The organism is Pseudanabaena sp. 'Roaring Creek' (assembly GCF_001402795.1).
Classification (GTDB): Bacteria; Cyanobacteriota; Cyanobacteriia; order Pseudanabaenales; family Pseudanabaenaceae; genus Pseudanabaena.
The window spans coordinates 1-13,434 of sequence record NZ_LIRE01000196.1 but is presented as its reverse complement, the minus strand read 5'-3'; the positions used below and the strand labels follow the sequence as shown (position 1 = coordinate 13,434).

General features: G+C 43.5%; 5 protein-coding genes and 1 tRNA gene. 4 read left to right on the top strand and 2 right to left on the bottom strand.

The features are described 5' to 3' along the window. Positions 1 to 243: 243 nt before the first annotated feature. Entirely contained in the window at positions 244 to 3,255 is a 3,012-nt protein-coding gene (locus tag AC805_RS06335; RefSeq protein WP_055074633.1) for an AAA family ATPase, read from the bottom strand. Between the two features lie 139 nt (positions 3,256 to 3,394). Between AC805_RS06335 and AC805_RS06330 the strand changes: the two genes are divergently transcribed. From AC805_RS06330 to AC805_RS06320, 3 genes are all read left to right on the top strand, one after another. Next, on the top strand, positions 3,395 to 3,760 hold the full coding sequence (locus AC805_RS06330) for a hypothetical protein (protein WP_055074632.1): 366 nt from the start codon (positions 3,395 to 3,397) through the stop codon (positions 3,758 to 3,760). A 248-nt stretch (positions 3,761 to 4,008) separates the two neighbouring features. Next, positions 4,009 to 8,682, top strand: coding sequence for a response regulator (locus tag AC805_RS06325; protein ID WP_055074631.1), 4,674 nt, complete (start codon positions 4,009 to 4,011; stop codon positions 8,680 to 8,682). A gap of 210 nt (positions 8,683 to 8,892) precedes the next feature. Beyond that, on the top strand, positions 8,893 to 12,837 hold the full coding sequence (locus tag AC805_RS06320; protein ID WP_197278651.1) for a PAS domain S-box protein: 3,945 nt from the start codon (positions 8,893 to 8,895) through the stop codon (positions 12,835 to 12,837). A gap of 113 nt (positions 12,838 to 12,950) precedes the next feature. On the opposite strand, the gene AC805_RS06315 is transcribed toward AC805_RS06320, so the two are convergent. Further along, positions 12,951 to 13,024, bottom strand: a tRNA-Val gene (locus tag AC805_RS06315). 58 nt (positions 13,025 to 13,082) lie between these two features. Between AC805_RS06315 and AC805_RS06310 the strand changes: the two genes are divergently transcribed. Continuing rightward, on the top strand, positions 13,083 to 13,349 hold the full coding sequence (locus AC805_RS06310) for a glutaredoxin family protein (protein WP_009627833.1): 267 nt from the start codon (positions 13,083 to 13,085) through the stop codon (positions 13,347 to 13,349). The last annotated feature ends 85 nt before the right edge of the window (positions 13,350 to 13,434 follow it).

Genomic DNA, 13,434 nt, shown 5'->3' with positions numbered 1-13,434 from the left:
TATAGTTGTTTTAAATAACTTGTAGACGGGCTTCGACTTCGCTCAGCCCTCGGTGTAAGCTAGCTGAGCGAAGTCGAAGCTGTAGTTTTTATTTGAATTATCTATAATTAAAAAATATTAGGTTGATTTTCATGACTAAGAATACCGAAAGGAACATGAAAGTAATTTATATCAACCTGAAATCTTTCAAGATAAATAAAGATAAAAGAGTTGCTATCATAATCATCAATTAAAAACTTGCCATCATCCTACTAATTGGACGGTAGAGCCTTCATCACCTTTAGACACTTCGATGAGCGTGTTAAAGGCTTCCTTCATTTGTGGCATATGGGTAATTACTAAAATACACTCAAAATCTGGGGCGATCGCATTAATGGCACTCACAAGGCGATCGCAACCCAATCGATCTTGACTGCCAAATCCTTCATCAATAATTAGGGTTTGCAGAGTGCTGCCTTTGCGTTGGGCGAGTACGCGGGATAGGGCAAGTCGCACCGCAAAATTGATCCGAAAGGCCTCACCCCCCGAATAGGTTTCATAGGGTCTAGTACCTTTAGTATCAGCGATTTCAATATCGAGTGTTTCGATCAGCCGATCGCTTTTTTTGCCAGATTTTTGGGTGATAAAGCGCACGTTTAATTGCCGATCGCTGAGTTGAGCGAGGATCTGATTTGCTTCTACTTCAATTTGGGGTAATACATTTTCCAGCATCAGGGCTTGAATGCCATTCTTGCCAAAGGCTTGATGTAGTTCGCTATGAATGCGTTGGCGATGGCGGGCAAGTTCGATTTGGGTGAGGGTTTCTCTCTCCCTTTGTCGGTTTTGCTCTAGTTGTTGTTGCGACTGCTGAAGGCTACCAATTTGCGATAATAATCCATCCATTTGCGATCGCCAATCTTGGCAATTTTGCCGCAAAGAACGGATTTCCTCCGCACGATCGCCCTGCGAGGATTGACATTGGGTCTGCAATTGTGCGATTTGATTTGTCATAATTTCCAACTCCTGCTGGTGGACATTATGTAATTGCTGTAATTGTTGAACCTGTTGCTGAAGTTCGGGATATTCCTGCTCGGCGCGAGCAAGTTCTTGATATCGCAATAGTGCTGGCGTTAATTCCTGTTTTTGACTGCGGAGTTGGTGGTGGATATCGGGATCGTAAGCAAGTTGGACGAGCGCGCGATCGCATTGTTCGAGTTCGTGCTGCACTTCGAGATCGATCAGATTTTTGTCGAGGCGATCGTGTAGTTGCTTGATTTTAGTTTGCAGATCGGGAATTTTTAGTGCGAGGTTTTCGGCTTGACGTTGGGCATTTTTTAATTCCGACTGCTTGACCTCCGCCCATCGCCACCGCTCGACATCGCCACGGGCAAGGGCATGATTTTTTTCGTCATAGGCAAATTTGCGAATATTCCGATCGATCAGTTCCATCTCCTCCCATGCTTCGCGGCTATAGTTGTTAGTCTGAAGGCGATCTCGTAATTCCGCAATCTCCGCATCAATTAGCTCTAGCCTTTGCTGCGCCTCGGCGATCGCCTTTAACCGTTCCTGTAAATTGCCCTTACGTTGAATCAAATCGTTGAGTGGTGCGATCTCTTTCATGAGACTGCGATACTCTTCTCGCAACACTTGAATTTCGCAGTCAGAAGCTGCTTGCTGCTCCTTCACCACCCAGATATCCGCTTGTAAATCGCGAGATTCTTTTTTGTGCTTTTTCTGTACCAATTGCCAATGGGCTTCATCTAGGGGGCGATCGCACAAGGGACAAGGAGCATTGGGAACGGTCAACTGCCGCATTTTCGCTTCTAGTTTATTAAAGGCTGCTTCACTATCCGCTAATCGTATTTTTAAACGCTCTAAAAAATCGCGCCGTTCTAATCCTTTTTCATGGACTCGTTGTTGGTAGACCTGTTTTTTTTGTAAAAGGACAATTTGACGATCTAGTTCCTGAGCATTAACAAGCAAGCGATCGTGGTTCTGAACCTGTAAATATAACTGTTCCCTCTTCGCCACGAGTTCCTCTAATTTGGCAGCGAGTTTTGTCTGTTCTCTCTCTAACTGATGCTGAAGTACTTGATGGCGATGGATCAAGGGCGTAGATTGCCCGTGAAGGCGATCGAACTCTTGTAAGACTGACCGCGCTAAATTTAATTGGGCGATCGCCGCTTCGATTTCCGAGGCTCGTCCGAGGATACCTTGCAGATCTTGTTCTTGCTGGACTAAAGCCTCCAACTGAGCCTGATAATGGCGCAATTGTGCCTTAAGTTCGGTTTGTAATCCTGTCAGTTTATGGCTGAAGTCAACTCGTCGATCGCTTAGATGTTGATAGGTCTGAAACTTACATTCGAGTTCTGCTGTTTGCATGGCTAGTAATTGGTAGCGATCGCGATCTTGCAAAATTTGCGATCGCTGCGACAGGGTTACTTCTAACTGCTGTATTTGTTTGCGCTGACTTAACAATTGGCGATCAGTTTGCATGAGATTACTAGTTAAGCCCGCTTGCTGCTGCTGGAGCCAAGTTAATTGCTGCAAGTGACTTTCATACTGTTTCTGCAATTCCTCCGCCACCCGCAAGCGATCGCGATCACGGCTCTCCCAGCCCTGTAACTCCGTTAACTGCGCTTGTAAGGCTGCTAACTGCGGCGCGATCGCCTCCCCTTCCAGAATTTGCGCCCTAATCTGTACCAGCATATTCTCTAGGACGATCGATTCGGCTTTACTGGTTCGGGCAATGTCCTTAGCGCGTTCTGCCAAATCGTCATACTGCGATAAAGCCAGCATATCCGCCAAAATTTGCTTGCGATCGCTCGGACGCTTGAGCATAAACTCGTCGGCACGCCCTTGGCGCAAATATGCCGAATTGATAAAGGTTTCATAATCCATTTTGAGGTGCGAAACAATGGTCTGTTGCGTCGATCGCACCTTTCTTTCTGTTAGCGATTTAAATTTTCCTTCACTCAGAACCTGAAATTCTAGCGAGGTCGAACTATTGCGCGATCGCGATCGCATCACTCGATAGACCTCTCCCCCTGCCATAAAGGTAAAATCCACTTGTGCTTCTTTAGAACCCACATGAATCACATCATCTTCCGAAGCAACGCGACTTGCTCCCCAAATCGCCCAAGACATTGCTTCTAACAAAGAAGATTTCCCCGACCCATTGCCACCGCAAATACAAGCAACATGTAGCCCACTAAAATCCAAGGCTAGTTGCTGATAGCTCAGGAAATTTTTTAATCGTAATTTCTGAGGGATCATGCGATCATCTAATTTAGCTTGAAAGAATCTTTACTTATACAGCTATACTAATTATTATCTAACGATCGCGACAATATATCTTTTCCTATGAATTTAGCTCTAAATAAGCAATTTACCACAAACCAAAGTCGAGGGAGTTATGGAAATATGGGAACAAATTAGCCGTCAAAGAGTGAAGTACATCGTCGATAGCTATCAGTTAGATGGTGAAGACGATGAGGATTTTAATGAATATTTAGAAGATTTACTCCAAGCCTACGCACCACCTCAAATTGAATTAGCGCTTGTGGAAACCTTGGTCGCCAGTTGGCAAATCACTCCCCTCATTCGTGGTGTTGCTTTCTTAACGCGATCGCATGACCTTTTAAAGTCTTGGGAAAACCATCCCACCACACCCAAAATATCCTCTACACATTTCCGCTTAATTACCAGCTTAGATCCCACCCCTGTATTTGGTAATGGCATTGATCTACCAGCCAAAATCATGTTTTCTACCGCTAAGTAGTTGGGCATAATCAAAACCCATAATCAAAACCTGTAGCGCACGCTACGCGTGCGCTACAGGTTTTGATTATGCCCAGCTACTTATAGCGCTTTGCGCTCAAACCCAAACTAGTAAGAATTTTGAAAGCGTTGCTTTGCAACGCTTTCAAAATTCTTACTGTGGTTCGTTTGATCGGTAATTGCTGTAATAAATGATTTGCGATTAGCCACGTATAGTAGCTAAAATGTATTGGAAGCAAAAGTTGTTAAATGAATCCTTTTTCGCAGATCGTCAAATTTCTCTATAGACCGCTAAAAGAGAAGTCTAATGGAGAATTTCGGGGTAAATTTGCTGGAAAATTTGCCTTCAATAATTTGTTGACATTTTGGTTGGCATTTTTATTATTTGCAATTCTTTCCTATTTAGGGAACTACTTTCGTCTGCCATTGTTCTTTGGGGTGGATTTCTTATTCGGCAGCATTTTTGTGCTAATTGCGACTTACCTCTATGGGATTTTCATGGGGGGCGCAGTTGCGGCAATTGCGAGTATTCATACTTATATTCTTTGGGGACAGCCCTACGCGGCAATTCTCTTGGTTTTAGAAGCCCTGTGGGTAGGGGTTGGGCTTGAATATTACCAGCAAAAACATCGGGGATCTCGCAATATGATCCTGCTAGTAATCTCCTACTGGCTATGTTTGGGCGCACCCTTATGTTTTGGATTTTATTATTTCATTCTCAAAGTCGGAGCCAGTTCCGTCCTCTTAGTTGTCCTCAAACAGTTAATTAACGGGGTATTTAATGCGCTAATTGCCCATTTATTTATTGACTACTTGCCCCCATTACAGCGATGGGTTCAGAAAAGACAGGGAAATAGACACCATCTAAATATTCAACAAATGTTATTTCATTTGTTATTGTCTTTTGTTTATATTCCTATTTTAACCATCGCCATTCTAACTAGTTATCACTATCTGCATGATATTGAGAAGGGGATTTCTAGTCAATTACTGGCAAGTACGACAGCCCTGACGGTTAATTTAAGATACTGGCATCAGCACAATGCAGGGATATTGCGAGAATTAGCAACCATCGCTAGCGAAGAAGATAGCCAAGAAAAATTACAATTTGCGGTAACTCAAATTGGCAAAATTACACCAGAGTTTTTATACATTTACACTACTAATGCCGAAGGTCGTATTTTGACAACCTTTGCTGGTATTTTGGATGGAGAAAATTTAAGCCTGAGCCAATCCGTCACTCAACAAAAAATATTTCAAGATGTTCGGTCTAGTCTAAGTATTGCGTTTAGTGATATCAGCAAGGATCGAACTACGGGCTATTCCCATATTGATATTGCATTGCCCATTCTCAAAAACAATCAGTTTAATGGTGTGGTTATTGCCGTCTTAGATGTCGATCGCCTTAGGGAATTTCTAGCCAATGAATCGGGAACAACTAAGATTGAGTCGTTTTTACTCGATCGCGATAAAACCATAATTGCTAGTACGGTTTCTAAAGAGCTTTCAGGTGATTTTTTCGATCTGTATCAAGGCGCTGAAGTTCGCCCTTTTAAAACAGGGCAAATTCAATGGTTGCCGAAAATACCAGGCACCGCATTGATGACCCGTTGGCGTAAATCCTATTATTTGCAAGAAGCCCCTATCGGTGCAAATATTCCTTGGACGATAGTCATACGTCTGTCTCCATCGGAATATATAGACAAACTGGAGAACCTGCATACATACATTCTCGCGCTGATCTTGGCGATTATTTTACCTGCGACGATCGTGGCAAATTTTCTCAGTCGTCGATTGGTAAACCCGATCGCCAAGTTAATTCACCTCACCACCGACCTACCCAAAAATCTTTCTTCCGAGTCAGACTTTGCTTGGAAATCCAGTAACCTTGCTGAGATCGATACCCTTGGCTATAACTTTCAAGTTATGGCGATCGCCCTACAGGAAAAATTTCAAGAGATTCAACATGCCAATGTCAATCTAGAAAAAAGAGTACAGGAGCGCAGTGCTGAGCTTCTTAAAAGTGAGTTAAGGCTCAACAAAATTACGGACGCAATATCCAGCACCGTATATCAGTTTTATCGAGATGGTCATGGTCAGTACTCCATTCAATTTGTCAGTCGAGGTATTTATGACCTATGCGAACTGACTGCGGAAGAGATTTATGAGGATTTTGGCAAATTCAGCAGTTTGGTTATTCCCGAACATATTGAAGCCTTTTTCCAGTCTATTGAAGATTCTGCTATATCCTTTACGAACTGGGCGCATGAGTTTCAGATTAAAACCCCCAGTGGTAAATTAAAATGGATATCTGGACGTTCTCAACCAATGCGTCAAGGTGATCTAGGTTTAATCTGGAATGGCATCATTTCAGATATTACCGACCTCAAGCAGACCGAGGCGGCACTGCAAAGGAGTGAAGAACGTTGGCAACTAGCAATTCAAGCTGCTGATGATGGCATTTGGGATTTAGACTTGGAAACTGGCTTAACATTCCGTTCGGAACGTTGGCGCACCATGCTTGGGATTGAGGCAAATATTGATGACGAGCAAGATATCGATTGGATCGATTTGATCCACCCTGAAGATCGCGATCGCGTTTTACAGGAACGTGTCGATTACTTATCCCGCAAGATCCCTAACTATGCGGTGGAATATCGGATGCGTTGCACGAATGGCGACTATAAATGGATATTCACAAAGGCAAGAGCATTATGGAACTGGCAAGGACAGGCTACCCGTTTAGTCGGAGCCAGTAACGATATTACCGAACGCAAATTAACGATTGCGGCGATCGAAAAGAGAGAGAGCTATCTATCGATGCTTGTCGATGTACAACGTCAACTGCTGTCGGAGAGTATCAATCTCCATGATTATGGCAATATCTTAGAAATTATTGGCAAAGTTGCCGATTTTTCCAGTATTGATCTTTTGCAATGCGAGCAAGAGGCAAGTCTCGAATTACGGTTTTACTCTACTTGGAATGCTCCAGAACTATCCCCAGCCCAAAGACTGCTACAGGTTGAGTATGGGCAGATACTTAGCGATGGCACTTGGCTATCGCGATTAACACAGGATCTGAGCGTTTATCTGAGCATTTATAATTCATTGTCCGCAGTTCCTGAAGCCGCAAAAGCAATTTTTGATTCTAAGGGAATTCACTCTTCCCTCGTCTTACCTATCTTTGTGAATGGAAAATTTTGGGGCTTCTTGAGCTTTCACGACCACTTCAGCGATCACCGCCGCGATCATGTAGAGATCAGTCTATTGAGGGTTTTGGCATCTTCGTTGGCGATGCATTTAGAACGACAAGAAGCAAAGATGGAACTACTGAAGGCGATGGAGACCGCACAAACAGCAAATCGCGCAAAAAGTGAATTCCTTGCGACCATGAGTCATGAGATCCGCACGCCCATGAATGCGGTGATTGGGATGGCGAGTTTATTGCTAGATACCGATCTCAACTCCGAGCAATATGAATTTACGGAGATTATTAGATCGAGTGGCGATAATCTACTCACCATCATTAATGATATTCTTGATTTTTCCAAAATAGAATCTGGAAGATTTAGCCTTGATCTTCAACCCTTTAATTTACGCCATTGCATTGAAGAATCGCTCGATCTGTTGGCTGCTACTGCCTCTGCTAAGGGGTTAGAGCTAGCTTATTGTATGGATGTGGATGTGCCTGAATTGATTTTGAGCGATGTAACCCGATTGAGGCAAGTATTAGTCAATTTATTTAGTAATGCGGTCAAATTTACAGCTAATGGGGAAGTATCTTTAACGGTATCAGTGAGTTCTGTCGATCCTTCACAGCAAAATTATCAATTATTATTTGCCGTTAAGGATTCTGGTATCGGTATTCCTCGCGATCGCTACGATCGCTTATTTAAGCCCTTTAGCCAAGTGGATTCATCGACAACCAGACAATATGGCGGCACGGGACTAGGACTGGCGATCGCTAATCAACTAACGCAAATGATGGGTGGGGGGATGTTGGTTGAAAGTGAGGTGGGTGTCGGCTCTACCTTCTCCTTTACGATTGCCACGACGGCTGTAAAAACGGCATCTCCGCCTGAATGGAATTCTAATTTAGCTGGCAAACGCCTGTTAATTCTGGAAGACAATGAAGTTAACCGTCAGAGTTTAACTATATTTGCCCAGACTTTAAGTATGGAGGTGATGGTGGCAAATTCGAGCGATCAGGCGATCGCTTGGTTGCAGGGTGAATCAGACTTCGATCTTGCGATTATGGATGCGGGCTTTCCTGTCCAGAAAGCACTCTGCAATACACCGCAGGATTGTGACTATTGTGAGATTAGAGAACTAATCCGTTCCTATGCCAATTCATTACCAATTATCTTGCTCACCCATACCTTTAGATGGGATGAAGCTAGCAATGACAACATCACCATCTGTCTGAGTAAACCCACCAAGCGATCGCAACTCTACAGCGCTTTAAACCAATTCTTTAGCCCTGCTTCCTTAGCAGAAATTAAGAGCAAGCAGAACTCAGTTTTTGATGAAAACTTTGCCAATCTTTTTCCCCTAAAAATTCTATTAGCTGAAGACAATATCGTTAACCAAAAAGTGGCTACCCGCTTTCTCAATCGACTAGGCTATCGTGTTGATGTTGTCGCTAATGGGGCAGAGGTTTTAGAATCGCTACACCGCCAAAGTTATGATGTCATATTTATGGATGTATTTATGCCTGAGATGGATGGCTTAACGGCAACCCAAAAAATCGTTACAGAATATATACATAAGCCTTGGATCGTGGCGCTTACTGCCAATGCCGTCCAAAACGATCGCGAGATTTGCTTAAACGCAGGAATGAATGATTACGTAAGCAAACCAATCCAAATTAAGGAACTAACCAAAGCCCTAGAAAGAGCCTATATAAATCTTAAAAGCCCCTAATGCTGGCGTTGCTAATTTAAACCCCAAGCCCTGTAGCGCAAGCGCAGCTTGCGCTACAGGGCTTGATTCTGGATTTAACCGTCATGAAACGACCATAACACTCTAATTGTTATATGCTAAAAACAAGAGGGGGATTGCAATATTGCTACCCTTTCCATCCATATTTCAGCACTGGTTAAAATTTACGGCTTTGCTAAACCTATTATGATTATGGACAGTTCTGAATCTCCAAATTCTCAGCCTTGGCAATCGCTAAACTTGCCTCTAGAAACACCGATAGCAACCGTTTTGATCGTGGAGGATTCGGAAAGCGATCGCTTAACTTACTCACGTTATCTGCGATCGGACTCAGAGAATAGCTATCGTATTATCGAAGCAGGAAACCTAGAGGAAGGTTTGGAACTGTGGCGATCGCAGCAGCCCGATATTGTATTGACCGATCTAAATTTGCCCGATGGCGATGGCTTTGAATTTCTAGAAGCAATCAACTTGGATCGTACGCGAGAAAAGACTCCTGTAATTATGTTGACGGGCCGAGGAAATGAGGAAAGAGCCGTACGATCGATGAAATTAGGAGCGACTGACTACTTGGTTAAAGGGGATATTACTGCAAAATCTTTCACTTCAACGATTAGGCAAGTATTCCAGCAAACTTTACTAATGCGTCAACTGCGGCGATCGGAACAGCAGCAAATATTAACCTCTGAAATTGCGCTGCGAATTCGCGAATTTCTAAATTTAGAAGATATCTCGAACGCCATTGTGAGGGAGGTACGTCAATTTATTAATGCCGATCGCGCTATTATTTATCAATTTAACCCAGATATGAGTGGCACGGTTGTTGCCGAAGATATCGTCTCACCTTGGCAGTCCTGCTTAAAAGCACAAGTTGAAGATACTTGTTTTCGCGAAAATCTTGGGGGCGCATATGCTGAGGGAAAGTTTTTTGCTGCCCATGATATTTATAGGGCTGGTTTGACAGATTGTCATATTAAATTGCTCGAAAGATTTCAAGTTCGCGCCAATCTGGTTGTGCCGATTCTGTTACCAAATGCTAACAAACACATTTTATGGGGTTTGTTAATTATGCATCAATGCTCGGCTCCAAGGGTTTGGGAAGAATCCGATATTCAGTTGTTGCAGCGGCTATCGGTGAAGTTAGCTATCTCCATTCAGCAAGCGATCGCTTTTGAACAAGTTCAAAGTGAGCTTACCGAACGCAGAAGGGTTGAGTCACTACTTTTAAGTCAGCAAAAAGAACTAGAAGAGCGCAATAATTTATTAGAAAGAGTAAGTGCGGATTTAGAATGTTCGGTCGAGGAATTGAGGATTACCACTGAAGAGCAAATCATTCAGCATCGACAGTTGGAATATGAACAGTATCGCCACCAAAATCTTTTTGAATTCGCACCTGATGGCTATCTGGTCACAGATCTATCGGGCAAGATCTCAGAAGTAAATCAAGTTGCTTTAGAACTACTGGCGATAAGGCGCGATTATATTTTAGGGAAGCCATTGGATCTATTTGTTGCCTTGGATAATAGAGATTTTTTCGACCGCCAGTTTCATCATTGTTTATCCTCAACTAATGCCAAAACAACTTGGGAAATTACGCTAAAAAAGTGTCAGGGCGAATTTTTTCCTGCCGAAATTAGCGTCATCCAAAATATCAATCCTATGAATAGTCAGCCGCAACTATTTTGGTTGATTCGCAACATCAGCGATCGCAAACGTGCCGAGCAAGAACTACTAGAACTCAATCAATCCTTAGAAACAAAAGTCAAAGAACGTACTCAAGCCATCCAATTGCAATCGCAAATGCTGGAGCAGATTCATGATGCGGTAATTTCTGCAACGATAGATGGCACGATCTTAACTTGGAACGTTGGGGCGGAGAGACTCTATGAATACAAGGCTCATGAGGCGATCGGGCTGAACGTTGGTATGCTTTATCTAAATGAAGATTTGGCTATTATGGAACCCACCGTCTTTAGACCGTTACTGGAAAAGGGAACCCATGAGGTTGAACTGCGGAATCAGACCAAATCAGGCAAAATAATTTACATACGCTTGCGGCTCTCGATCATTTGGGATGCATTGGGAAACCCCATTCGCTTGATTGGTTGCTCAAACGATATTAGCGATCGCAAACTTGCTGAAGAAAGCTTGAGGGAGAGCGAAAAACGCTTTGCGAATCTGGCGGCGGCGGCTCCTGTGGCAATTTTTCAAATTAATCAAAAAAATGAATGTACCTACGTCAATGGTTTTTGGTCTCAACTTACAGGACAAGAACCTAGCGTAGCTCTTGGTTATGGATGGCTTCAGACCATTCATCCCGATGATCGGGAGCAACTCTATCAACAATGGACTCAAGCGATCAAGCAACAAGTATATTACCAAGGAGAAGGAAGATGCCTCAAACCCGATGGCACAATTTGCTACTTCTATTGCCAAGCTATGCCCGAACTGAATGAAGATGGTATTTTTACGGGTTATATTGGTACATTAACGGATATTAGCGATCGCAAACAAGCCGAATTGCGCTTACAGCATACAACCGATCGCCTAGCTTTGGCGCTTAAATCTGGGGCGATCGGCTGTTGGGAATGGGGTGTTCAAGACAATATTGCCTTTTGGGACGATCGGATGTACGAACTGTATGGAGTTTCCAAAGAAACAACACCTCAGTTTAGCTACGAAATGTGGATTGCTGCGTTACACCCTGATGATCGTGTAGCTAGTGAGATAACGACTCAACAAATTACTTCGGGTCAAATAGATGAATATGATACGGAGTTCCGAGTTGTGCATCCCGATGGCAGTATTCACTTTATCAAAGCCTATGGAACGCTCAAACGGGATGTAGATGGTAATCCTCAAAGTATTATTGGGATTAATTTTGATATTAGCGATCGCAAACAAGCAGAACTTCAGTTGCAGACAGCGAATCAAGAACTCCTCCGCGCCACAAGGCTCAAGGATGAATTTCTCGCTAACATGAGTCACGAACTCCGCACACCACTAAATGCCATTTTAGGATTTTCAGAAACTCTTCAAGATGAGGTTTTTGGTTCGCTGAATGAAAAACAATTAAGGGCGATCTCTATAGTCGAATCAAGCGGTAAACATCTACTATCACTGATTAACGATATTCTCGATCTATCCAAAATGTCATCAGGGATGATGGTATTGGATATAGAACCAGTCTCAGTCCAAAATCTCTGTGATTCCAGTCTGACCTTTGTTAACCAGCAAGCATTTCAAAAGAGAGTACATCTCCATAGCAATATTCCACCGCTTATCAAAAGCATCAATATCGATGAGCGCCGCATCAAACAGGTATTGATCAACCTGCTCACCAACGCAGTCAAATTCACTCCCCATGATGGGGCAATCAGTCTGCTCGTCGCAGTGGGTAGCGGCAATGAATGGGAAGGAGAAGCAAAAATCCCTCAAAGAATTATAAGCATGAATTCACCGATGATCGTATTTCAAGTGATAGATAATGGTATTGGAATTGCCGACAAGGACTTGCGACAAATCTTTCAGCCCTTTGTCCAAGTCGATAGCGCCCTCAACCGCGAGTACGAAGGCACAGGTTTAGGATTAGCACTAGTCAAACAGATTGTCGAGCTACATGGCGGACAGATCATGGTCGAGAGCGAGATCGGACAAGGTAGCTGCTTTACAGTTGCCCTACCCTATGAAATGCCCCCATCTAATGCGATCGCTGCCGCACCAAGTTCGACAACGTTATCTTCACAGGATGTCGATCTCGACAATCCACCGCTTATTTTATTAGCTGAAGATAATGAGGCAAATATCCAAACCTTCTGTTTCTATCTAACTGCCATCAATTATCGCGTCATCCTCGCCCGAAATGGTGTAGAAGCTGTGGCTCAAGCTAAAGCAAACTTGCCCGATATCATCCTTATGGATATTCAAATGCCGACGATGGACGGACTAGAAGCAACCAAACAAATCCGTCTCGATCCTAACTTGATTAATACTCCCATTATCGCCCTCACTGCCCTAGCGATGGAAGGCGATCGCGATCGGTGTTTAGAGGCAGGCATGAATGGATATATCAGCAAACCACTCAAACTCAAACAACTAGCTAAACAAATTGCTGACTTATTAGCTATAGCAACGTAAGGTTTGCTTAACCCGAAAGAAGAGAGGCGGCGCGAAGCGCCGCCTCTCTTCTTTCGGGTTAAGAGAATAGCGGCGCAAAGCGCCGCCATTCTCTTATTGGGTTTTGATGCAAATGGACGCAAATGGACTCGAACCATCGACCCCCACGATGTCAACGTGGTGCTCTAACCAACTGAGCTATGCGTCCTTGTCGGGTTACTAATATAACATGATAGAAGTAAATTAATCAAGATGTCGTCAAATCCATGCAACTAATTTTGTATAGCAAGCCAGAATGCTGTCTCTGCGAGGGATTGATCGCGAAATTGCAGCAGGTCAAGCAGAAGAACAATGTTAACTTTGACCTAGAAATTAGAGACATCAACAGCAATCCCGACTGGTTTGATCGCTACCAATATGAAATCCCCGTACTATGTTTGCTCAGCGATCGCCAACAGGAGCAGGAGTTACCACGCTTTCCGCCGCGATCGCCTGTAGAGAAACTAGAATCACTGCTTCAGCGCTATAGCTAATACCAAATCCCAAAATGGCTACGCCATTTTGGGATTTGGTATAACTTATTGGGAATGGGGCTTACTATAGCTGTCGCCAAGTGTA

Excerpts from the sequence above, each read along its gene's own strand:
- AC805_RS06330 (WP_055074632.1), top strand. The coding sequence starts at position 3,395 with ATGGAAATATGGGAACAAATTAGCCGTCAAAGAGTGAAGTACATCGTC.
- AC805_RS06320 (WP_197278651.1), top strand. The coding sequence starts at position 8,893 with ATGGACAGTTCTGAATCTCCAAATTCTCAGCCTTGGCAATCGCTAAAC.
- AC805_RS06325 (WP_055074631.1), top strand. The coding sequence starts at position 4,009 with ATGAATCCTTTTTCGCAGATCGTCAAATTTCTCTATAGACCGCTAAAA.
- AC805_RS06335 (WP_055074633.1), bottom strand. The coding sequence starts at position 3,255 with ATGATCCCTCAGAAATTACGATTAAAAAATTTCCTGAGCTATCAGCAA.
- AC805_RS06310 (WP_009627833.1), top strand. The coding sequence starts at position 13,083 with ATGCAACTAATTTTGTATAGCAAGCCAGAATGCTGTCTCTGCGAGGGA.